Source organism: Erwinia sp. JUb26, from assembly GCF_003751505.1.
In the GTDB taxonomy this organism is placed as follows: Bacteria; Pseudomonadota; Gammaproteobacteria; order Enterobacterales; family Enterobacteriaceae; genus Erwinia.
In genome coordinates, this window is sequence record NZ_RJVB01000002.1 from 725,839 (window position 1) to 747,251 (window position 21,413).

A 21,413-nucleotide genomic window follows, 5' to 3' on the forward strand; every position below is an offset into this window, starting at 1 on the left:
GAGTATCATGAACTTAAGCAGCTCCCGCATGATCCAGCACTCGCTGCCGCGCCGCCTGCTGCATAACCACTCGGGCGTCGTCAGCATCGCACTGTTTTTCGTTTTCTGCTGTGTGGTGTTTTCGCTGATCACCAGTAACTTTCTCACCGGCACCAACTGGCTGAACATCGTTCGCCAGAGCGCGCCGCTGCTGATCGTCGCCACCGCCATGACGCTGGTGATCACCACCGGCGGGATTGACCTGTCGGTCGGTTCCACTCTCGCGCTGGTCGGTGCGCTATCGGCAATCGCCCTGAACAACTGGGGGCTGCCGTGGCCGGTCGTCCTGCTCGGCGGCCTGCTGCTCGGCGGGCTGGTTGGCGCGATCAACGGCTTTTTCATCGCCTACGAAGGGATACCGGCGTTTATCGTCACTCTCGCCACCCTGGCGGTGGTACGCGGGATTGCGCTGCTGGTCACCCAGGGCTATTCGATTCCGGTGCCGGAAGACAGCCTGTTTACGATGATGGGCCGCGCCTGGGTGCTGGGGATCCCGATGCCCGCACTGATCGCCATTATCGTGCTGATCGTCGGGCATGTCGTCCTCAACCATATGCGCTTTGGCCGCTACGTCACCGCCATCGGTGCCAACGCCGAGGGCGCGCGCCGCAGCGGAATTAACACCAAAGCCGCCACGATGAAGGTCTATATCATCAGCGGCATGGCCGCCGCGCTGGCCGGGATGATTATCACCGCCCGCCTCGGCAGCGGTTCATCTAACCAGGGGGAAGGCTTTGAGCTGCAGGTCATTGCTGCCGTGGTCCTCGGCAGCACCAGCCTGTTCGGCGGCTTCGGCACCATTATCGGTACGCTGCTGGGCGCGCTGTCGATTGCGGTGATCCAGAACGGGCTGATCCTGTCGCATATCTCGCCGTTCTACACCCAGATTGCCACCGGCACCATTATCCTGCTGGCCATCTGGCTGAACACCCGCATTCTCAACCCCACGCGATCTGCGGCGAAAGGATAGCTGATGAAAGGATCAATTTTTCGCCATCCGCATCCGCTGCCGGTTGGCGTCAGCAGCGGCTATGTGATGACGGTGCTCGGCCCGCTGCCGATTGCTGAGATGGGCGTAACGCTGATGCATGAGCACATCCTGCTGGATGCCTCAGGCAAGTGGGTACCGCCGTGCTGCTGTAGCGATCGCCACATGGCCGAGATGCCGGTGAAGATGGAAAACCTCGGCGAGCTGTCGCTGAATCCGCTGATGAGCCGCGATAACTGCCAGCTGTTTGACGCCGATCTGGCGATTGAAGAGCTGACCAAATACCGCGCCCTCGGCGGGGAAACGGTGGTCGACCCGACCAACATCGGCATTGGCCGCGACCCGAAGGCGCTGCAGCGCATCGCGCGCCTTACCGGGCTGAATATCGTGATGGGCACCGGGCTGTATCTGGAGCCGTCGCACCCCGAGTGGGTGAAAACCACCAGCGTGGAGCAGCTGACCGAAAAGCTGATCTACGACCTCGGCGGCGCGGAAGAGAAGCCGGAGGTGATTGCCGGGCTGATCGGCGAAATCGGCATCTCCAGCCGCTTTACGCCGGATGAAGAGAAGTCCCTGCGGGCGGCGGGCCGGGCCAGCGCGGCCACCGGCGTGCCGATTGAGGTGCATCTGCCGGGCTGGGAACGTCTGGGCCATAAGGTGCTGGATATTCTCGAACAGGAGGGGGCCGATCTGCGCCATACGGTGCTGTGCCATATGAACCCGAGCTTTGCCGACAAGCGCTATCAGCGCGAGCTGGCGCAGCGCGGCGCGTTCCTCGAGTACGACATGATCGGCATGAGCTACTACTACGCCGACGAGTCGGCGCAGTCGCCTTCCGACGAGGAGAACGCCCGCGCCATTCGCGAGCTGATTGACGACGGTTTTATCCAGCAGATTTTGCTGTCGCAGGACGTGTTCCTGAAAACCATGCTGACCCGCTACGGCGGCCACGGCTATGGCTACATTCTTAAGCATTTTGTCCCGCGCCTGAAGCGCCACGGCGTCAGCGGTGAACAACTTGAAACCTTAATGATCGGTAATCCCCAGCGGGTATTTGGCGGATAAAAAGGAACGTAATAATGAAGAAGAAAATTTTACTGGTGGGTGAATCCTGGACCAGCACCTCGGTACACGTGAAAGGCTTCGATCAGTTTGCTACCGCCACCTGGCACAACGGCGCCACCGACTTCCTGGCCGCGCTGGCGGACAGCAACTATGCGGTGACCTATATGCCCGCCCACGCGGCGGCCACCGACTTCCCGCTGACGCAGGAAGCGCTGGCGGAGTGGGATGCGATTATCCTGTCGGATATCGGTGCCAACACGCTGCTGCTGCACCCGGATACCTGGCTGAAAAGCCGCCGCACCGCCAACCGCCTGACGCTGCTGCATGACTACGTGGCTAACGGCGGTTCGCTGATGATGATCGGAGGCTATTTCAGCTTCCAGGGGATCAACGGCGGCGCGCGCTACCGTAATACGGCGGTGGAGAAAGTGCTGCCGGTACGCTGCCTGGCCTGGGACGACCGCATCGAAACGCCGGAAGGCTGCTATGCCGAGGTCACCGAATCGCATGCGGTATTTAACGATATTCCGGGCGAATGGCCGTGGCTGCTGGGCTATAACGAGGTGGAAATGCATCCCGAGGGTAAACTGCTGGCGACCGTGGCCGGCACCGGGCATCCTCTGCTGGCGGTGCGCGAGTACCAGCAGGGCCGCTCGCTGGTGTGGACCAGCGACATGTCCGCCCACTGGCTGCCGGAAGAGTTTGCCAAATGGCCGGGCTATCGCCAGCTGTGGGTGAACTGCCTCGACTGGCTGACGGAACGCGGCTGATGGCGGTGGATACCACAGTTGAACTGGCCCGGCAGCTGCTGGGCTTTAACACCATCAACCCGCCGGGCAATGAAGCCGACTGCATGCGGTTTTTCGCCGGGTGGCTCAGCGAACGCGGTTTTGAGGTTTCGCTGACGTCGTTCGGCGAGGGGCGCAGCAATTTGGTCGCCCGCCTGCCCGGTAACGCACCGGGCAGGCCTCTGGCGTTTACCGGCCATCTGGATACCGTGCCGCTCGGTAACGCGGCGTGGCAGTACGATCCTTTTGGCTCGCAGATCGACGGGGATCGTCTGTACGGGCGCGGATCCAGCGATATGAAAGCTGCGGTGGCGGCGTTTGCCGTCGCCTGCGTTCAGCACCGCCAGAAAATCCTTAACGGGCGCGGCGCGGTGCTGCTGATCACCGGTGGGGAGGAAACCGGCTGTGACGGCGCGCGGGCACTGATCGAGGCCGGCGAACTGCCGGAGATCGGTGCGCTCATCGTCGGCGAGCCGACGGCCAACTATCCGGTTATCGGGCACAAAGGCGCGCTGTGGCTGCGCTGCGAAACGCGGGGAAAAACCGCCCACGGCGCGATGCCGGAGCTGGGGATTAACGCGATTTATCTGGCGGCAGATGCACTGGGTAAGATCCGCCACTTCTCGCCGGGTGCGCCGCATCCGCTGATGAAGCAGCCGACGCTGAACGTCGGACGTATTGAGGGCGGGCTGAATATTAACTCGGTGCCGGACCGCGCGCGCTTTGAGGTGGATATCCGCAGCGCGCCGAACCTTCAGCACGACACTATTCGCGAGCAGCTGAGCGTGCTGCTGGGCGAAAGCGTCACCCTCACCACGCTGGTCGATCTGCCTGCGGTGCTGAGCGAAGAGCGCCACGCCTGGATCCGCCAGGTTTATCATCGCTGCCAGCCGCTGCACGATGCGCCGCTGGCGGCGCGCGTGGTGCCCTACTTTACCGATGCCTCGCTGCTGCTGCCCGCACTGGGCAATCCGCCCTGCATTATTCTCGGCCCCGGCGAGCCGTCGATGGCGCACCAGACCGATGAATACTGCCTGCTCAGCCGACTGGCTGAGTCGGAGCAGCTGTACGCGGAAATCATTCAGGACTGGATGGATTAGTGCCGCCGCCGGTTACGCTGCGAAGTCCTGCTCCTCGGTCGCCCGCAGCGCCCGATGCAGCGCCTCAGCGGTGACGGCAAACGGCAGTCCACCCAGGCTCTTCTGCGGGAACTGGATATCGGCGGCGATCTGCGCGATGCGGGCCGATCTCTCCCCCGCCAGTACGGGCAGCCGGAGCGGGCTGCCGTAGATTTTCAGCAGGGAGAGCAGCTGCGCATCCGGCTGGCCGTATTCCACCAGCGACTGGATCAGCAGACTGAATCCCACTTTCTCACCGTGTAGCCAGTCGTGCAGCTCCGGCTGATGGGTCAGCGTATCGTGGATGACGTGCGCCAGCCCCGGCGTATCCAGTTCGCCGCGCACGCTGTTGGCTAATCCTGCCAGCACAATATTAGCCTCAATCACCTTCTCCAGCGCCGTTGTCACCTGCTGCTGCTTATTCGCCGCTACCGCTTCTTCGCCCCAGCGCAGAAACGCATCGTACGCCTGTCTGGCCGCCGAAACTTTCACCTCCAGCGCCAGATGGTGCGGGTTGTGGCGCTGCCAGGGATCGAACTCCACCCATTTCGCCAGCGCATCCACGATGCCGGAGCGCAGATAGCGCACGTCGGCGCGGGCGATAATGTCACTGTCGACCAGGATCAGCGCGGGCATCGCGTTCAGCGCCCGGCTGTCGAGATGGCCACCCTCTTCGTTGTAGATAATTGCCAGCGGCGACCAGGCGGCGCAGGTGGCCGCCAGCGTCGGCAGCGCAATCAGCTGGCGATCGCCCAGCGCATCGTTGACGGCTTTCGCGGTATCCAGCACGCGCCCGCCGCCGATGGCCAGAATGCCTTCCGCCCCCTGCTCCAGTAGGTTGTTGCGGAACTGTGCAATGGCCGCATCGGTACATTCGCCGGTTAAAAACTCTACCTGCCAGCGCAGGCCTTCCCGGTTCAGGCTTTCTTCCAGCGCCGGGTTCACCGCCCGCCAGGCCTGCGGCGAGGTGAGAATTCGCAGGTGGCCGACCAGCGGACGAATGCGCTCGCCGACCTGATGAACCAGGCCCGGCTGCTGAAGGTAGTTGCCCGGCGACTTGATGGTGAACTGCGCGGGCGTTGATAGCGGTTGATCTGTGCTCATGGCATCCTCCGATGACAATAAAATCTGTGACTGGAAACATACACCAGCGGCAATTGCGCGATCCGACCCACAGCACGAGAACACTGACCGGCGATGCACGTGCCATGCAGTGGACAATACCAGCGCGTTGGGCCTGTCGGGCAACGCTACTGGCTACGTTGTCTCGCCGGCCCAGGCCACAAACGTCGGCGGCAGCCAGGCGGTCACCGCCGGCAGCGGTTCATTAAAGCGGGCGATCTCCACGAAGCAGGTCTGCGCGGTGCTGCCCTGGCCGAGCCGGGAACTGCCGATATCGGTGGTTAACACGTTCGGGTTGCCGTGTTTATCCAGCGAGCGGTTCTCCTGCGCGTTCAGCGGGTCGTACCAGGCTCCGGTAGAGATCTGCACCACGCCGGGCCGGATATCCTCGGTGAGATGCACGCCCGCCAGCAGCGCGCCGCGATCGTTAAACACCTTTACGATGTCGCGCTCGCCGATGCCGCGCGCGGCGGCGTCCTGCGGGTGCATCCACAGCGGCTCGCGGCCGTTAATTTTGGTCTGCTGGCTGACCGAACCGTGATCGTACTGGCTGTGCAGCCGCGTGCGCGGCTGGCTGGAAAGCAGATGCAGCGGCCAGCGCTGGCGCAGCGCCTGCTGTGCCCCCTGCTCTTCCGCGTGCCAGTAGGCGTGGCCCGGCGCTTCGCGATAGCCAAAGGCGGCCACCGCGGCGGAAAACAGCTCGATTTTCCCCGACGGCGTGGACAGCGGCGCGGCCTCGGGATCGTCACGGAAGGCCTTCAGCAGGATCTGCGGCACGTCGGGCGCGGCATATTCCAGCTTGCCCTGCGCCCAGAAGGCTTCGAACTCGGGCAGATCAATGCCGTCCTCTGCGGCTCGCGGGCGGGACTCGTGATAAATCTTCTCCAGCCAGCCGCGCGCGCTGTGCCCTTCGGTAAACTGCGCGGCGAAATTCAGCTTTTCCGCCAGCGCACTGAAGATGGCGTAATCATCACGCGCTTCCCCCTGCGGCGGCAGATGCTGGCGCATGGCGATCATAAAGCCGTCGTTGCTGGCGCTGCCGATATCCTCCCGCTCCAATGAGGTGGTGGCGGGCAGCACGATATCGGCGAACTTAGCCTGGGCGGTCCAGTACTGCTCGTGAACGATCACCGTGTCCGGCCGCCGCCAGCCGTCGATCAGCCGGTTCAGATCCTGATGATGGTGGAAGCTGTTGCCGCCCGCCCAGTAAACGAGGCGGATATCGGGATAGGTTAAGGTCTGGCCGTCGAATTCGTAGTGTTCACCGGGGTGCAGCAGCATATCGGTGATACGCGCCACCGGAATGCGCGCGCTGACGGCGTTGCTGCCCGCAGGCATACGCGGGCCGGAGAAGCGCCGCCGCTCCGCTCCGGCCAGGTTGGTGGAGGCGTAGCCAAAGCCGATACCGCCGCCCGGAGTGCCGATCTGCCCGAGCAGCGTGGTGACCGCGACCAGCGCCCAGTAGGCCTGCTCGCCCTGTCGCGCACGCTGCACCGACCACGCCATATTGATCATCGTTTTCTTCTGCGCCATCTGCCGTGCCAGCTGACGGATAGTTTCCGTCTCCAGTCCGGTGATGGCCGCCGCCCACTCGGGGGTTTTCGCTTCGCCGTCTTCCTCACCCTGTACGTAGGCCGCAAAGCGCTCGTAGCCCACCGTACAGCGGGCGATAAAGTCCTGATTAACCAGATGTTCGGCAATCAGCACATGGCACACCGCCAGCAGCAAGGCGGTATCGCTGCCGGGCCGAATAGCCAGCCAGTCGGCATCGCGGACGGCAGCCAGATCGTTGCGTACCGGGCTGACGTTAATAAAACGACAGCCGTTGGCGCGCAGGGTTTGCAGCCAGTGGTCGAGGGCGTGATCGTTGGCGCCGCCGCCGTTCACCTGGGCATTACGCAGCGGCAGACCGCCAATGGCGACAAACAGCTCGCAGTGTTCGGCCAGTACCGGCCAGTGGGTATGCTGGCGCTGAAGATCGTCGAGATCGCCGAGAATATGCGGTAAAACGCGCTCTCCGGCGGCGATACTGTAAGTATTGGTGCTGGCGGTGTAGCCGCCAAACTGATTGAGGAAGCGGTGCAGCTGACTTTGCGCATGGTGGAAACGGCCGGCGCTCGACCAACCGTAGGATCCGCCGTAAATAGCCTGATTGCCGTGGGCGTCTTTCACCCGCCGCAACTCACCGGCCACCAGCGACAGCGCCTGCTCCCAGCTCACTTCCACAAAGGGTTCTTTACCGCGCCCCTCGCGATTCGCCGGTTTGCCCTGCAGGTAGCCAAGTCTGACCGCAGGCCGACGCACGCGGCTGTTGCCCTGCACCGCACCCGGCATCGAGAAACCAATCTTCGACGGATTGCGGTCCCACTCGACCGGCTCGACGGCGGTCAGCACGCCGTTATCGGTGGTCACCCGATAGGTGCCCCAGTGGGTAACGGTCAGTCGTTTATCGGCTTCGGCCTGCTGGCTCATGGTGCGCTCCGGGAGTTAGTGCATGGTCATTCCGCCAGTGACGTTAATCGCCTGGCCGGTCATATAAGAGGACAGCGGGCTGGCGAGAAACAGCACCACGTTGGCGACGTCCTCTGGCTGCGCGGTGCGCCCCAGCGGTACCTGAGAGCAGTCTTCGGCATAGATCTCCTCCGCCGTCAGGCCGCGAAGTTCACCGCCCAACTCCCGCTCGCGCCACTTCATCGCCGTTTCGACAATGCCGGGGCAGACGGCGTTAACGAGGATGTTGTCGCGCGCCAGTTCAATCGCCGCCACTTTGGTTAAACCCAGCACTGCATGTTTAGAGGCGACGTACTGCCCCATCAGGCGATAGCCGTTTTTCCCCGCCTGCGAAGCGATATTGATGATGCGGCCGTAGCGCTGGGCCTTCATCAGTGGGACGGCGGCCTGCGAGGCGTAGCCGACGCCCTTAACGTTAACGTCGAGGATGTGCTGCCAGGCCGCCTCATCCAGCTCGTCAATGCGGCTCATCACCGACACGCCGCAGCTGTTGACCAGGATATCCACGCGGCCAAACTGCTGCTGCGCCGCCGCAATCAGCTCGCCCGCCTGCTCGGGGCGGGCAATATCACAGGGCAGCCACAGCCAGCGGTCGCCGGTTTCCCGCGCGGCAATGGCGATATCGCCCACCACCACGCTGGCACCGGCCTGATGCAGCCGTTCGGCGATCGCCCGCCCGATACCCTGTAGCCCGCCGGTGACGACCGCCGTCTGCCCGCGGAGATCGATGGCAACCATCACACCACCTGACGGGAAAACGCGTCGGTGCTGATCCCGGCCGCCAGCACCTGTCGCGCATACTCTTTCGCTGAAAACAGCGAGTGATCGCGATAGTTACCGCACTCCAGCGGCGTCACGGCCGGCACGTCGGTGGCATCCACCACGCGTTGCAGCACGCGGGTGAGCGCGGTGGCGATGGTTTTGGGATCGCGGTTATCCCACAGGATTAAATAGAAGCCGGTGCGGCAGCCCATCGGGGAAATGTCGATCACCCCGTCCAGCTCTTCACGCAGGCCGAAGGCCAGCAGATGCTCCAGCGTGTGCAGCGCGGCGGTCGGGATCGCATCCACGTTCGGCTGCAAAAGGCGCAGGTCGTATTTTTCCACCACGCTGCCCAGCGCGTGTTTTTCGTTGCCGGCCACCCGTACATAGGGGGCGATGACTTTGTTATGGTCGAGGGTAAAGCTCTCTACTACTGGCATACTGTTCTCCTTACGATTATTCGCGACGTATCCGGCGCGCCAGACGCGTGCCGAAGGTCTGTAAAAGCTGCACGATAACGATTAGCACCAGCGCGGTGCTCAGCGTGGCAAAGGCATCAAAACGCTGGTAGCCGTAGGTTATGGCCAGGTCGCCGATGCCGCCGCCGCCGACGGTGCCCGCCATCGCGGTGGCACCCAGCAGGCCAATGGTGGCGGTGGTTAATGCCAGGATCAGCGACGAGGCGGCCTCCGGCAGCATAAAGTGCCAGATGGTCTGAAAGGTGCTGGCCCCCATGGCGTCGGCGGATTCGAGGATGCCCTCATCCACCTCCAGCAGCGAGCTTTCCACCAGTCGGGCGATATAGGGGGCGATAAACACCACCAGCGGCACAATCGCGCCGGGGGTGCCGATAGTGGTGCCGACCAGCCAGCGGGTGACCGGCAGAATGGTGATCAGCAGGATGATAAACGGCAGCGACCGCAGGATATTCACCACCGGATTCAGCACCTGATGCAGCGCGCGGTTGGGCAGAATGCCGCCGGGGCGGCACAGCACCAGCACGATGCCCAGCGGGATGCCGAGCAGCGCGCCAAAGCCCAGCGAGACGCTGACCATGATCAGCGTGTCGTACAGCGCCAGCAGGAACTGATCGCCGGTGATGGCGGTATCAATAAATTCAAACATCGCTGATTTTCACTCCTGCGTCATGGAGGTAGCGGATCGCCGCGTCGATATCCGCCGCTTCGCCGCTAATCTGCACGATCATAAAGCCGAGAATGGTGCTCTGAATTTCAGACATGTTGGCAAACAGGATATTGACCTCGACCGGATACTCACGGATCAGCCGGTTGACGATCGGCTGCTGCGCGGTCTGCCCCACGAATTCCAGCCGCAGCGCCCGGCTCTGGCTTTGCTGTTTGATGCGCGCCACGGTCTGCTCCGGCAGGCGATCGTGGATCACCGACTGCACGAAGCTGGCGGTGACAGAATCTTTCGGCTGCCCAAACAGCTCAAGCACGTTACCCTGCTCAACCACCTGCCCGTTGGCCATCACCGCGACCTTGTGGCAGATTTTCTGCACCACCGACATTTCGTGGGTGATCAGCACGATGGTGATGCCGTAGCGGCGGTTAATTTCCTGCAGCAGCAGCAGGATCTGCACGGTGGTGTGCGGATCCAGCGCCGAGGTAGCTTCGTCACACAGCAGGATCGACGGGTTGGTGGCCAGCGCGCGGGCAATACCCACGCGCTGCTTTTGCCCGCCGGAAAGTTCATCGGGATAGCTTTCGGCTTTATCGCTGAGGTTCACGAAGGCCAGCAGCTCGTTCACCCGCTCGCGGATAAAGGCTTTATCGCGCCCCTGTAAGATCAGCGGGATCGCCACGTTGTGAAATACCGTGCGCGAGTTCAGCAGGTTAAAGTGCTGAAAGATCATGCCGATATCTTTCTTCACCTGGTTCAGCTGTTTCTTACTGATGCCCTGCAGCGACTGATCGTTAATCAGCACATCGCCCTCGGTGGGCGCTTCCAGATGGTTAATCAGGCGCAGCAGCGTGCTTTTTCCCGCGCCGCTGGCACCGATAACGCCGAAGATATCGCCCTGATTAATCGTCAGGTTGACGTTATCCAGCGCAAGGAAGCTTTCTCCCTTGCGGGTAAACGTTTTGCTGACCGCGTTAAAGCGGATCGCTGGCTGACTCATTTGAAGTAGCTGGGCTGCAGGTAGCCCTCATACTGTGGATGGGTGGTGATATAGGTTTTAAACTCGGCGGAGTGGTAGCCGGCAACGATGTCTTTGGCGAACTGCGCGTCTTTATTTTTCCCGGCCACCGTCACCACGTTGATAAACTGGCTGGTTGCCGTTTCCAGCTTCAGCGCCGAGCTTAATTTCATCCCGCTGGAAACGGCAAAGTTGCCCTGAATCAGCCCGAAATCCACGTCCGGCAGCGCGCGAACCTGCTGGGCGTTATCCATCTCTTTCAGCACGATTTTGTACGGGTTTTCACTGATGGCTTTCTGCGAGAAGGTCGCCGGATCGATATCGGCCTTCAGCTTGACCCAGCCAAGGCTTTGCAGCACCAGCAGGGCGCGATATTCGTTTGGTGCCTGGTTTGGTACTGAAATCACCGTGCCCGGCTTCGGGGTATCCAGCGTGTTGAGCTTGCCGGCATAGAGGCCCATCGGCGGGGTTGGCACCTGCACAATGCCGACGTTATCAATGCCCAGCCGCTCGTTGACCGATTTTAAGTAAACCGGGTGCTGCATAATATTGGCTTCGATATTACCCCGCGCTACCGCATCATTAACCTGAATTCCGTCGCTGAAATCTTTATACTCGACTTTATATCCCTTCTTGATCAAAAATGGTGCAACGCCATTCTGGAACTGCTCTTTATAAGGGCCAGGGTTAAAACCTACGCGAATTAATTTATCATCGGCATGCGCTGTCGAAATAACTACAGCAGAAGACAATAAGGAAATAACCAGTCCGCTAATCAATGACCTGCGCATAACAATACTCTCTCCGGTGACGTGTTGAATATAAAATAAATGATTCCAATATACTCAGGACTTTGCAGCGAAAGTGAATTCTGCTCAATATCTTTATTGTGCTAACCTTATCCATTATTTGTCATTGCGCTTTTTGCATATCGATATCTGTTTTTATCTTTTTGCCGCCGAATAATTTCATTTTATGCGCCGATGGGCTATGCGATAGTCCGGTTATTAATGGCTTTTATCGAGAAGTATTATGCCGGTATTTTCTGCTTCGCCCCTGTTAGATCAATTAGAAGAAAATCTGTTTAGCGCACTGGAAAAGATGGCGGCGCAGATCGATACCTCGCAGCGCCCGCTGATTGACCTTTCTTCCGGCAGCCCGCGCCAGTCCACCCCGGCGGCGGTGGTTGCCACGCTGCAATCCGCCGCCGCACAGCCGGAGAACCACGATTACCCGTCGTTCTGGGGCAAACCCGCGCTGCGCCAGGCGATTGCCCGCTTCTATCAGCGCCAGTACGGCGTGGCGCTGGACCCGGACAGCGAGATTGCCGTTTTCCACGGCTCGCATATCGGTGTGACCGGCCTGCCGCGCGCGCTGCTGGCGCCCGGTCAGTATCTGGTTTCGACCGATCCCTGCTACCCGATTTACCGTTCGGCCGCCGCGCAGGCACAGGCGCAGTTTTACGGCATCCCGCTGCACGCTAAAAACCAGTTCCTGCCGGACTTTACCGAGGTACCTGAAGCGGTTGCCCGCGAGGCCGGCCTGCTGATGCTCAACTACCCGCACAACCCGACCGGTGCGGTGGCTACCCCGCAGCTGTTTGACGATGCGCTGGCGTTCGTCCAGCGGCTGAACATTCCGCTGCTGCACGACTTCGCCTACTCGGCGATTGGCCGCCATGCGCAGGAAGCACCGCCGAGCCTGCTGTCGCAGCCTGAGGGTAAAGAGTGGGGCGTTGAAATCTATACGATGTCGAAAACCTTCCTGATGGCGGGCTGGCGCTTTGGTTTCGCCGTCGGCAATGCCTCGGTGATTAGCGCGTTTAAAAAGCTACACACCCACAGCTACAGCACGGTGTTTGGCGCGGTGCAGGATGCGGCGATGACCGCACTGGATTTGCCGGAAAGCGCGGTTACCGGGTTTGCCGCGCTTTACCACCGCCGCCGCGAGCGGGTCATCCGCGCGCTGGAAGCGATGCGCTGGCCGGTGGATGCCCGCCAGGGTACCTTCTTCCTCTGGCTGCCGGTGCCGGCAGGCTACAGCTCGCAGCAGTTCACCGAATGCCTGCTGCACGAGGCGCAGGTGCTGGTTGCCCCCGGCCACGGGTTTGGCACGGGCGGCGAAGGGTTTGTGCGCCTGAGCCTGACCGCCAGCGACGAGGCGCTGGATGCGTCGCTGCAGCGCATTGCGGCACTGAAATTATTTAGCTGATGCAGCTGGGCCTGCTGGCGGAGTTCACAAAGACCCCATAGCCCGGCAGCAGCAGTCTGCACCCTGGCTTAAGCATAAAGCTCACCGACTTGTGGGCCAGGACGTAGCAATCTGCATCATGCAGAACAAACCTCACTCCCCCTGTAGCGTTGCGACTATCCGCCGCTCGCCGCCGTGAATGCGGTGCTCGCCCAGATAAATTCCCTGCCAGGTGCCTAACAGCAGCCGCCCACGGCTGACCGGCAGCAGAAGCGACGTGCCGAGCAGCGAGGATTTTATGTGCGCGGGCATATCGTCCGGGCCTTCGTAGTCATGCTTATACGGCGCATTCTCCGGCACGTGGCGCAGGAAGTGCTGCTCCATATCGCTGCGCACCGTGGGGTCGCAGTTTTCATTGAGGGTTAATGACGCGGAGGTGTGCTGCAGCAGCAGGTGCAGCAGTCCGGTCTGCACATCGCTCAGGCGGCGCAGTTCGCTGAGGATCTCATCGGTGACGAGGTGAAAACCACGCGGCTTCGCGTTCAGGGTGAGCGTTTGCTGATACCACATTGTCAGACTCCTTAACGTAACAGATGCGTTAAGTGTGCAGTATATGAGGCAAAGGTAAACCGGAAAGCGTTGAAACAGGGAAATCAGGATGAAGAAGTTTGGTGCTCAGGTGCATTGAGGGCTGAAGGGTTGAGGGAGCAGCAGATTGGCAAAGGGTAGATAAGTAGGTAAGCAGGTAAGCAGGTAAGCAGGTAAGCAGGTAAGCAGGTAAGCAGGTAAGCAGGTAAGCAGGTAAGCAGGTAAGCAGGTAAGCAGGTAAGCATAGCTGGCCGGGCGCCCCCGGCCAGCAGAACATCAGATTACTGCAGCGATAGCTTCAGCCACCTGACGCACGTTGTTGTGGTTCAGACCGGCGATGCAGATACGACCGCTGGCGATCAGGTAAACGCCAAACTCGTTGCGCAGGCGATCAACCTGTGCCGCGCTCAGGCCGGTGTAGCTGAACATGCCGCGCTGCTTCAGCAGATAGTCGAAGTTTTTACCCGGTACGGCCTCACCCAGTACGTCCACCAGCGTCTGACGCATTTCCTGGATACGCACGCGCATCGCTTCCACTTCCGCCAGCCAGTTGGCTTTCAGATCGGCATCGTTCAGCACGCAGGAAACCACCTGCGCACCGAAGTTCGGCGGGCTGGAGTAGTTGCGGCGCACGGTCGCTTTCAGCTGGCCCAGCACGCGGGAAGCTTCTTCCGCATTGTCACAGACGATTGAAAGACCGCCAACGCGCTCACCGTACAGCGAGAAGATTTTTGAGAAGGAGTTGCTGACCAGCGCAGGCAGGCCCGCCGCGGCAATAGCGCGAATCGCATAGGCGTCGTCTTCCATACCGCCGCCAAAGCCCTGGTAGGCGATGTCGAGGAACGGGATTAGCTCGCGCGCTTTCAGCACTTCGGTGACTTTATCCCACTGATCGTTGGTCAGATCCGCGCCGGTCGGGTTGTGGCAGCACGGATGCAGCAGCACGATGCTCTGTGCAGGCAGAGCGTTCAGTTTTTCCAGCAGCGCATCAAACTTCACGCCGTTGGTTTCCGGGTCATACCACGGGTAGGTATTTACCGTGAAGCCGGCACCGGCAAAGATAGCCACGTGGTTTTCCCAGGTTGGATCGCTGACCCAGACCTGTGAATTCGGGAAGTAGTGTTTGAGGAAGTCCGCACCCACTTTCAATGCACCGGAACCGCCCAGCGTCTGAATGGTGGCGATACGGCCCGCTTTCAGCACCGGATGTTCCGCGCCAAACAGCAGCGGAGCAACCGCGCTACGGTATGGCGGCAGGCCTTCCATTGGCAGATACAGGGACGCCATCTGCGGCTTCGCGTTCAGCAGCGCTTCCGCTTTCGCCACGGCGTCCATCTGCGGGATTGCACCCTGTGCGTCGTAATACAGGCCGATGCTCAGATTGACCTTGTGCGCACGATCGTCCTGCTTGAAGGTTTCCATCAGGGTGAGAATTGGATCGCCAGCATAGGCATCAACATTTTGAAACACGGTGCAGATCTCCATTTAATAATCAGTCATTCTGACGGCGGTTAACCCCGCGTCACATAGTCATCCAGAGGATATTACACGAAGTAACGGCCCGGGCGATGGTTCATGGCAATAATCAGGTTCAGGATCAGCGCGCCAATAATTGAGGCCACCAGCATTTCGCGGCTCACCACAAACAGCGACGCCAGCACCACGCAGGTGTCGACGCCCATTTGCAGCTTACCGGCGCGAATGCCGTAGCGATCCTGCAGCCACAGCGCGAGGATATTGATGCCCCCGAGGCTGGCCTTATGGCGGAATAACACTATAAACCCAATGCCGGTCACCACGTTACCGAACAATGTCGCATAAAAGGGATCCAGCGCTGCAAAATGAATAAACAACGGGTGCAGCTGGGAGAACAGCGACACCAGTCCAACCGCGCAGAAGGTTTTGATGGTAAATGCCCAGCCCATTCGCTTCACCGCCAGCCAGTAAAACGGCAGGTTGATGGCAAAAAAGGCCAGGCCAAAGGTGCTTTTGGTGATGTAGCTAATCAGGAAGGCGATCCCGGCCGTGCCGCCGGTCAGCGCGCCGGCCTGCTTCATCAGCGTCACGCCGAAGGAGACCATCAGCGTACCCAGCACGATCGCCATAATATCTTCGACCAGGGTATGGGGGATTTTTGCGGGTTGTTCTACGACGTTATCCATCTTGTTTCTCGGGGGCTAAGTTGTGCGATTATCTCCATGATAGTTAGCAAAAATCGCACCATTTCAGGGTGCGCGGTGGCCCCTGAATCGTCCCGAAGAATTAACTCGTTGAATAAAATGCGCTTTAATTTTACATTTTGTGCGTAAAAATCGATTTATGTCGTCATTTCACGCATATTTTGCGAATTAAGCGCACGATACACGCATCGACAATGATGCAGGCGCACAATAACGGTGCATAGTCTGCACTATTTTAGCGCATTCCCCTCAGCTCTGCGCCAGCATGCCGTTCTCTTTCAGGCGGTCCAGCACCACCGAGGTTTTCACGTGTGCCACGCTTTTATGCCCGGCCACCAGCTGGCTGATCAGCGCGCTTAACCCCGCCAGATCGGCCACCGCCACCTTCAGCAGATAATCGGCATCGCCGGTGGTTTTATAGGCGTCAACGATCGCCGACTGCTCCGCCACCATGCGGTGGAAGCTGTCAACGTACTCCTGGGTATGGTTGATCAGGCGCACTTCAATCAGGCCGATGACCCCCATCCCTACCGCGTCCGGCGACAGTCGCGCGTGATAGCCGAGGATCAGGCCCGCCTGCTCAAGATTGATGCGGCGGCGGGAGCACTGCGAGGCGGATAATCCGACCAGGTCACTCAGTTCCTGGTTGGTCAGCCGCCCGTTGCCTTCCAGTAAAGTCAGTATCTTAAAGTCAAAATCATCGATCTGGGTCATCGTCATTCCATGCCGGTTCAGGGGACAGCTTCCTGACAGATAACAGTATTTTTTGTCGTGTTGTCCAACACTATTTTTCGCAGGGGATGAAACGCAGATCGCAGCGGGGGGGAACGGCGGCCCAATACGGAGCCGCCTGTTTCACGTTTTAGATTACTCGTCGTCGTACTGCGGACCGGCATAGTTGTCGAAACGTGAATGCTGGCCGTTAAAGGCCAGGCGCACGGTACCAATTGGGCCGTTACGCTGCTTACCGATGATGATCTCAGCAATCCCTTTGTACTCACTATTTTCCTCATAAACCTCATCGCGGTAGATAAACATGATCAGGTCAGCATCCTGCTCGATGGAGCCGGATTCACGCAGGTCGGAGTTAATCGGGCGTTTATTGCTACGTTGCTCCAGGGAACGGTTAAGCTGCGACAGCGCCACTACCGGCACCTGCAGCTCTTTCGCCAGCGCCTTCAGCGAGCGGGAGATTTCGGCAATTTCCAGCGTACGGTTTTCCGACAGCGCAGGCACGCGCATCAATTGCAGGTAGTCGATCATAATCATACTTAACCCACCGTGCTCGCGGAAAATTCGCCGCGCACGCGAACGGACATCGGTCGGGGTCAGGCCGGATGAGTCATCGATAAACATGTTCTTTTTCTCCAGCATGATACCCATGGTGCTGGAGATACGCGCCCAGTCCTCATCATCGAGCTGGCCTGTACGGATTTTGGTCTGGTCCACGCGCGACAGCGAGGCCAGCATACGCATCATAAGCTGTTCGCCGGGCATTTCGAGGCTGAAAATCAGCACCGGTTTATCCTGCAGCATCGCGGCGTTTTCACACAGGTTCATCGCAAAGGTGGTTTTACCCATCGACGGACGCGCCGCAACGATAATCAGATCCGACCGCTGCAGCCCGGCGGTTTTTTTGTTCAGATCGCCGTAACCCGTATCCACACCCGTTACGCCATTCTGCGGCGCCTGATAGAGCGCCTCAATGCGTTCAACTGTCGATTCAAGGATCTGAACGACGCTTCTTGGCCCTTCATCTTTATTAGCTCGGCTTTCTGCGATCTGGAACACTCGGGTTTCAGCCAGATCGAGGAGATCTTCACTGGTACGTCCCTGCGGATCGTATCCCGCATCGGCGATCTCGTTAGCCACCGAGATCATTTCACGCACTACAGCACGCTCGCGCACGATGTCGGCATAAGCGCCGATATTCGCCGCACTTGGCGTGTTTTTCGACAGTTCGGCAAGATAGGCAAAGCCGCCCACCAGGCTCAGTTCGCTTTTGGTTTCCAACGACTCGGAAAGCGTGATCAGGTCGATCGGCTTACCCAACTCCAGCAGGCGCTGCATTTCCGCGAAGATCATGCGGTGCGGACGACTGAAGAAGTCCTTCGCCACCACGCGTTCAGCGACGTTATCCCAGCGTTCGTTATCCAGCATTAAACCGCCCAACACCGACTGCTCAGCTTCCAGCGAGTGCGGGGGCAGCTTCAGACCTTCCATCTGGCGATCGCGCGGCTCTCGGTTTTCGAAGGATTTGTTGGTGGGTTTATTTCCTGCCATAGTGATGTGCTACCAAAAATCTTGTGGGGGGACGCGTAAGTATACTCGTTTGCGCCGCTGCCGTCCTCCTGCATTAAGTCGTAATCCACAGGAGTGAACATGGCAAAACGTATACAAATCAGCCAGCACGGCGGCCCGGAAGTGATGCAGGCGATCGATTTCGATCCGGCCGATCCGCATGCAGGCGAAGTGCAGGTTGAGAACAAGGCCATAGGGATTAACTACATTGATACCTATGTGCGTAGCGGTCTGTATCCCGCTTCCCTCCCGAGCGGGCTGGGCAGCGAGGCCGCCGGAATCGTCAAGCGCGTGGGGCCCGGCGTGACGGCGCTGAAGCCGGGCGACCGCGTGGTTTACGCGCAGGCAACGCTGGGTGCCTACAGCGAGGTGCACAACGTCGCTGTGGACAAAGTGGCGCTGCTGCCCGATGCCATTTCGTTTGAGCAGGCTGCCGCCTCATTCCTGAAAGGTCTGACGGTCTATTATCTGCTGCGCCAGACCTACCTGGTACAGCCCGATGAACGCTTCCTGTTCCACGCCGCTGCCGGTGGCGTCGGGCTGATTGCCTGCCAGTGGGCGAAAGCGCTGGGTGCGCATCTGATCGGCACAGTGGGATCCGCCGAGAAGGCGCAGCGGGCGAAAGAGGCCGGGGCCTGGGCCACCATTAACTATCGCGAAGAGAATATTGCCCAGCGCGTCAGCGAGCTGACCCAGGGGAAAAAACTGCGCGTGGTGTATGACTCGGTGGGTAAAGATACCTGGGAAGCCTCGCTCGACTGCCTGCAAAGGCGCGGACTGATGGTGAGCTTTGGTAATGCTTCCGGCCCGGTGACCGGGGTGGATCTGGCTATTCTGAACCAGAAGGGATCGCTGTACGTCACCCGCCCTTCGCTGTACGGCTATATCACCACCCGCGATGCGCTGACCCAGGCCAGCAACGAGCTGTTCTCCCTGCTGGCCAGCGGCGCGATTAAGGTTGATGTGCCGGAATCGCAGAAGTTCGCGCTGGTCGATGCCCGCCGGGCGCATCAGGCGCTGGAAAGCCGCGTGACCCAGGGATCCAGCCTGCTAATCCCATAAAAAAATGGGGCTTCCTTGCGGAAGCCCCTTTTGTTTCTTTCTTTTTTTAGTTCGCGCTGGATGTAGGGTCAGCGGCGATGAATACGCTTTGTTTCAATCCAGCCATCCTGACAGAATTTATAAGTAAAAAATATGTTTAATTGCGAATTGCTCTGAATAATGTTTCACGGTGTGATCCAGAGCGCATTAGTCCCTCCGCACCGATCACAACCCCTTGATATCATCAGAATAAACGGTTGCCGTTACCGCCAGGTTGTTTGATATACGTCCGGTACAGCCACACCGCAGCGACCGCCAGCAGCAGCCAGGGCAACAATTTAATCACAATTGCAAATAGCCCACCGATGAACATCACCAGCGTTGCGACGACCAACGCAGCCACAATCCCCAGTATTGAAATACCGGTCAGCATCAACATCAGAAAGAAACCGAGGACAAACAGAATCTCAATCATTGCACTCTCCCATCAATAATCACTGGATGAGGCATTACAAGAAGCGTGCCATAACGGATAAAAACGTAATCCATTGAATTATATCAGGAATTGTTGACCAGGTTGATGTTAACCTGGTCAATTTACTCAATCTATGGTCAAGCGTTAACCACGATCTTATCGGCCACCAGCGACAGCGCCTGCTCAACGACGTCAACGCCCGCCCCGGCTTTGTGCGCGTTCTCACTGAGGTAGCGACGCCACTGCCGCGCACCGGGAATACCCTGGAACAGGCCGAGCATATGACGGGTAACGTGGCCCAGATAGGTGCCAGCGGCCAGTTCTCGCTCGATGTACGGATACATCGCCCGCACCACTGCAATCGTATCGGCAACCGGCTGCGTGCTGCCAAACAGCTCGCCGTCAACGTGCGCCAGCAGGCCCGGATTCTGATAGGCTTCACGCCCCATCATCACGCCGTCCAGATGCTGCAGGTGGATCTTCGCCTCATCCAGTGATTTCACACCGCCGTTCAGCGACAGGGTCAGATGCGGAAAATCACGCTTCAGCTGGTAAACGCGTTCGTAGTCCAGCGGCGGAATTTCACGGTTCTCTTTCGGGCTGAGGCCGGAAAGCCAGGCTTTGCGCGCGTGAATGATAAACGTCTCACAGCCACCCTCTTCCGACACCTTGCGGATAAAGTCGCAGAGGAATTCATAGCTGTCCTGGTCATCGATACCGATGCGGGTTTTTACCGTTACCGGAATCGCCACTACGTCGCGCATCGCTTTGATGCCGTCGGCGACCAGCTGCGCTTCGCCCATCAGGCAGGCGCCGAAGCGACCGTTTTGCACGCGGTCAGAAGGGCAGCCGACGTTGAGGTTCACTTCGTTATAGCCGCGCTCTTCCGCCAGCTTCGCGCACTGCGCCAGCGCGGCCGGATCGCTGCCGCCCAGCTGGAGCGCGACCGGCTGCTCTTCCTGGCTGTAGGCCAGATAGTCACCCTTGCCGTGGATAATCGCGCCGGTGGTCACCATCTCGGTATAGAGCAGGCTCTGACGGGTCAACTGGCGATGGAAGTAACGACAGTGGCGATCGGTCCAGTCAAGCATCGGAGCGATGGAGAAGCGATGTGCAGGGAATTTTTCCAGCCCGTGAGCGTTAGCGATGTTAAGAGGCATGGATTGTGATTCTTGATTCTGATGCATTTATATTCTTTGGCGGAAAATGGACTAAAACATGTCCTACTATAACACAGTGCGGGTTCAGTGAGCAGAGGCGAAAATTTAGCCATTACCTCAAAAAACTCATATGCCTTTCAGCTGGTCGATAATAAAAGGGTTAGCCTGTAGCAACAGCAGTAACTTTCTTGGTGCACCGGTAGGCTGACGCCGTTTCATTTCCCAGCTTTTGACCAAATCGTAGCTAACACCCACAGCAACGGCAAAATCTTGCTGCTTCAAACCGGTCACTTCACGTATTGCTTTAACATCAATATCGCTAAAAGAGCGTATATGCTCCGGCGCTGGCGCTTCCACACCCTGCTCAATTCTTACCATCTCTTCTGCACTGGCCAGCAGCTCGGCAAATAATTCGTCTTTCATCTCTGTTTCATCGACCTCGTTGACAGGTTAGCAAAACTGCTGATTAATCCGCAGACATCTTGCAGCGTTATACCAGCATATCGGACAACTTTTTCAGCGCCTTCTTTTGCTCTTGTGATAATTCATCCTGCTCATTTTTCGGATAAACCAATGCAAGATAAATCCTCCCTCTGCTCGTGACATAGTAGTAAATCACCCGCACACCGCCGCGTTTCCCCATACCAGGTCGACTCCAGCGAATTTTACGGAATCCACCGGTTCCAGTAATAATGGCCCCTGTTTCAGGCGCATCAATCAGCAGCTCCTGAAACATCATAAACTCATCATCCAGCAAAAGGTCCTGACGCCGTTTACTGAAACCCGACAGCTCAATAAAAGTAAGCATTTCACTCCCTGAAGTTGATATCTCCTGCTAAACAGGCTATTCGGGAGCAGTACAATTATCAACCACATCGAGTGTACGTGGTACATTTTTAATGATCCATTTTATTTTTCTGGAAT

General features: G+C 59.0%; 22 protein-coding genes. 6 read left to right on the top strand and 16 right to left on the bottom strand.

The genetic code is table 11. The annotated features are described in order from the left end of the window. The first annotated feature begins 7 nt into the window (after positions 1-7). The 4 genes from EC836_RS08385 to EC836_RS08400 are packed head-to-tail and all read left to right on the top strand — an operon-like array spanning position 8 to position 3,980. The gene (locus tag EC836_RS08385; RefSeq protein WP_199735077.1) at positions 8-1,009 is read left to right on the top strand and encodes an ABC transporter permease; all 1,002 of its coding nucleotides are present in this window, start codon (positions 8-10) and stop codon (positions 1,007-1,009) included. Positions 1,010-1,012: 3 nt separating this feature from the next. Further along, positions 1,013-2,092, top strand: coding sequence for a phosphotriesterase (locus EC836_RS08390; protein WP_123331968.1), 1,080 nt, complete (start codon positions 1,013-1,015; stop codon positions 2,090-2,092). Between the two features lie 14 nt (positions 2,093-2,106). Continuing rightward, positions 2,107-2,862, top strand: coding sequence for a glutamine amidotransferase (locus EC836_RS08395; protein ID WP_123331970.1), 756 nt, complete (start codon positions 2,107-2,109; stop codon positions 2,860-2,862). A 5-nt stretch (positions 2,863-2,867) separates the two neighbouring features. Then, complete coding sequence (locus tag EC836_RS08400) at positions 2,868-3,980, top strand: M20 family metallopeptidase (RefSeq protein ID WP_123332169.1); 1,113 nt, start codon at positions 2,868-2,870, stop codon at positions 3,978-3,980. A 12-nt stretch (positions 3,981-3,992) separates the two neighbouring features. Here the strand turns inward: EC836_RS08400 and EC836_RS08405 are convergent, their stop codons facing one another. The 7 genes from EC836_RS08405 to EC836_RS08435 form a co-directional block, all read right to left on the bottom strand. Next, entirely contained in the window at positions 3,993-5,102 is a 1,110-nt protein-coding gene (locus EC836_RS08405) for an iron-containing alcohol dehydrogenase family protein (protein WP_123331972.1), read from the bottom strand. Between the two features lie 153 nt (positions 5,103-5,255). After that, complete coding sequence (locus EC836_RS08410; protein ID WP_123331974.1) at positions 5,256-7,592, bottom strand: molybdopterin-dependent oxidoreductase; 2,337 nt, start codon at positions 7,590-7,592, stop codon at positions 5,256-5,258. A 15-nt stretch (positions 7,593-7,607) separates the two neighbouring features. Beyond that, positions 7,608-8,369, bottom strand: a complete 762-nt coding sequence (locus tag EC836_RS08415) for an SDR family NAD(P)-dependent oxidoreductase (RefSeq protein ID WP_123331976.1) — start codon at positions 8,367-8,369, stop codon at positions 7,608-7,610. After that, complete coding sequence (locus EC836_RS08420; RefSeq protein WP_123331978.1) at positions 8,369-8,833, bottom strand: S-ribosylhomocysteine lyase; 465 nt, start codon at positions 8,831-8,833, stop codon at positions 8,369-8,371. The genes EC836_RS08415 and EC836_RS08420 overlap by 1 nt, the downstream gene beginning before the upstream one ends. A gap of 16 nt (positions 8,834-8,849) precedes the next feature. Then, positions 8,850-9,518 (bottom strand): methionine ABC transporter permease, encoded by a 669-nt coding sequence (locus tag EC836_RS08425; RefSeq protein WP_123331980.1) that lies wholly within the window; start codon positions 9,516-9,518, stop codon positions 8,850-8,852. After that, positions 9,511-10,536, bottom strand: a complete 1,026-nt coding sequence (locus EC836_RS08430; RefSeq protein WP_123331982.1) for a methionine ABC transporter ATP-binding protein — start codon at positions 10,534-10,536, stop codon at positions 9,511-9,513. The genes EC836_RS08425 and EC836_RS08430 overlap by 8 nt, the downstream gene beginning before the upstream one ends. Next, on the bottom strand, positions 10,533-11,345 hold the full coding sequence (locus EC836_RS08435; RefSeq protein WP_123331984.1) for a MetQ/NlpA family ABC transporter substrate-binding protein: 813 nt from the start codon (positions 11,343-11,345) through the stop codon (positions 10,533-10,535). The genes EC836_RS08430 and EC836_RS08435 overlap by 4 nt, the downstream gene beginning before the upstream one ends. A 241-nt stretch (positions 11,346-11,586) precedes the next feature. On the opposite strand from EC836_RS08435, the gene EC836_RS08440 reads away from it, so the two are divergent. Further along, a complete protein-coding gene (locus EC836_RS08440) occupies positions 11,587-12,765 on the top strand; it encodes an aminotransferase class I/II-fold pyridoxal phosphate-dependent enzyme (protein WP_123331986.1) in 1,179 nt (392 codons plus the stop codon). 132 nt (positions 12,766-12,897) lie between these two features. Here EC836_RS08440 and EC836_RS08445 read toward each other — a convergent pair whose 3' ends face one another. From EC836_RS08445 to dnaB, 5 genes are all read right to left on the bottom strand, one after another. Beyond that, positions 12,898-13,314 (bottom strand): secondary thiamine-phosphate synthase enzyme YjbQ, encoded by a 417-nt coding sequence (locus tag EC836_RS08445; RefSeq protein WP_123331988.1) that lies wholly within the window; start codon positions 13,312-13,314, stop codon positions 12,898-12,900. 294 nt (positions 13,315-13,608) lie between these two features. Then, on the bottom strand, positions 13,609-14,802 hold the full coding sequence (locus tag EC836_RS08450) for an amino acid aminotransferase (RefSeq protein WP_199735079.1): 1,194 nt from the start codon (positions 14,800-14,802) through the stop codon (positions 13,609-13,611). A 74-nt stretch (positions 14,803-14,876) separates the two neighbouring features. Further along, on the bottom strand, positions 14,877-15,494 hold the full coding sequence (locus EC836_RS08455) for a YitT family protein (protein ID WP_123331992.1): 618 nt from the start codon (positions 15,492-15,494) through the stop codon (positions 14,877-14,879). Between the two features lie 267 nt (positions 15,495-15,761). Further along, on the bottom strand, positions 15,762-16,226 hold the full coding sequence (locus tag EC836_RS08460) for an Lrp/AsnC family transcriptional regulator (protein WP_123332171.1): 465 nt from the start codon (positions 16,224-16,226) through the stop codon (positions 15,762-15,764). Positions 16,227-16,379: 153 nt separating this feature from the next. Next, positions 16,380-17,795 (bottom strand): replicative DNA helicase, encoded by a 1,416-nt coding sequence (gene dnaB, locus EC836_RS08465; protein ID WP_123331994.1) that lies wholly within the window; start codon positions 17,793-17,795, stop codon positions 16,380-16,382. Positions 17,796-17,894: 99 nt separating this feature from the next. Between dnaB and EC836_RS08470 the strand changes: the two genes are divergently transcribed. Further along, the gene (locus tag EC836_RS08470) at positions 17,895-18,875 is read left to right on the top strand and encodes a quinone oxidoreductase (RefSeq protein WP_123331996.1); all 981 of its coding nucleotides are present in this window, start codon (positions 17,895-17,897) and stop codon (positions 18,873-18,875) included. A gap of 223 nt (positions 18,876-19,098) precedes the next feature. Here EC836_RS08470 and pspG read toward each other — a convergent pair whose 3' ends face one another. From pspG to EC836_RS08490, 4 genes are all read right to left on the bottom strand, one after another. Beyond that, complete coding sequence (gene pspG / locus EC836_RS08475; RefSeq protein WP_123331998.1) at positions 19,099-19,329, bottom strand: envelope stress response protein PspG; 231 nt, start codon at positions 19,327-19,329, stop codon at positions 19,099-19,101. A gap of 137 nt (positions 19,330-19,466) precedes the next feature. Continuing rightward, entirely contained in the window at positions 19,467-20,516 is a 1,050-nt protein-coding gene (gene dusA, locus EC836_RS08480; RefSeq protein ID WP_123332000.1) for a tRNA dihydrouridine(20/20a) synthase DusA, read from the bottom strand. Between the two features lie 99 nt (positions 20,517-20,615). Continuing rightward, complete coding sequence (gene nadS, locus EC836_RS08485) at positions 20,616-20,912, bottom strand: NadS family protein (protein ID WP_123332002.1); 297 nt, start codon at positions 20,910-20,912, stop codon at positions 20,616-20,618. Positions 20,913-20,979: 67 nt separating this feature from the next. Further along, complete coding sequence (locus EC836_RS08490) at positions 20,980-21,297, bottom strand: type II toxin-antitoxin system RelE/ParE family toxin (protein WP_123332004.1); 318 nt, start codon at positions 21,295-21,297, stop codon at positions 20,980-20,982. Between the last annotated feature and the right edge of the window lie 116 nt (positions 21,298-21,413).

Coding starts and splice junctions, on each gene's coding strand:
- EC836_RS08385 (WP_199735077.1), top strand. CDS start 8: ATGAACTTAAGCAGCTCCCGCATGATCCAGCACTCGCTGCCGCGCCGC.
- EC836_RS08390 (WP_123331968.1), top strand. CDS start 1,013: ATGAAAGGATCAATTTTTCGCCATCCGCATCCGCTGCCGGTTGGCGTC.
- EC836_RS08395 (WP_123331970.1), top strand. CDS start 2,107: ATGAAGAAGAAAATTTTACTGGTGGGTGAATCCTGGACCAGCACCTCG.
- EC836_RS08405 (WP_123331972.1), bottom strand. CDS start 5,102: ATGAGCACAGATCAACCGCTATCAACGCCCGCGCAGTTCACCATCAAG.
- EC836_RS08410 (WP_123331974.1), bottom strand. CDS start 7,592: ATGAGCCAGCAGGCCGAAGCCGATAAACGACTGACCGTTACCCACTGG.
- EC836_RS08415 (WP_123331976.1), bottom strand. CDS start 8,369: ATGGTTGCCATCGATCTCCGCGGGCAGACGGCGGTCGTCACCGGCGGG.
- EC836_RS08420 (WP_123331978.1), bottom strand. CDS start 8,833: ATGCCAGTAGTAGAGAGCTTTACCCTCGACCATAACAAAGTCATCGCC.
- EC836_RS08425 (WP_123331980.1), bottom strand. CDS start 9,518: ATGTTTGAATTTATTGATACCGCCATCACCGGCGATCAGTTCCTGCTG.
- EC836_RS08430 (WP_123331982.1), bottom strand. CDS start 10,536: ATGAGTCAGCCAGCGATCCGCTTTAACGCGGTCAGCAAAACGTTTACC.
- EC836_RS08435 (WP_123331984.1), bottom strand. CDS start 11,345: ATGCGCAGGTCATTGATTAGCGGACTGGTTATTTCCTTATTGTCTTCT.
- EC836_RS08440 (WP_123331986.1), top strand. CDS start 11,587: ATGCCGGTATTTTCTGCTTCGCCCCTGTTAGATCAATTAGAAGAAAAT.
- EC836_RS08445 (WP_123331988.1), bottom strand. CDS start 13,314: ATGTGGTATCAGCAAACGCTCACCCTGAACGCGAAGCCGCGTGGTTTT.
- EC836_RS08455 (WP_123331992.1), bottom strand. CDS start 15,494: ATGGATAACGTCGTAGAACAACCCGCAAAAATCCCCCATACCCTGGTC.
- EC836_RS08460 (WP_123332171.1), bottom strand. CDS start 16,226: ATGACCCAGATCGATGATTTTGACTTTAAGATACTGACTTTACTGGAA.
- dnaB (WP_123331994.1), bottom strand. CDS start 17,795: ATGGCAGGAAATAAACCCACCAACAAATCCTTCGAAAACCGAGAGCCG.
- EC836_RS08470 (WP_123331996.1), top strand. CDS start 17,895: ATGGCAAAACGTATACAAATCAGCCAGCACGGCGGCCCGGAAGTGATG.
- pspG (WP_123331998.1), bottom strand. CDS start 19,329: ATGATTGAGATTCTGTTTGTCCTCGGTTTCTTTCTGATGTTGATGCTG.
- dusA (WP_123332000.1), bottom strand. CDS start 20,516: ATGCATCAGAATCAAGAATCACAATCCATGCCTCTTAACATCGCTAAC.
- nadS (WP_123332002.1), bottom strand. CDS start 20,912: ATGAAAGACGAATTATTTGCCGAGCTGCTGGCCAGTGCAGAAGAGATG.
- EC836_RS08490 (WP_123332004.1), bottom strand. CDS start 21,297: ATGCTTACTTTTATTGAGCTGTCGGGTTTCAGTAAACGGCGTCAGGAC.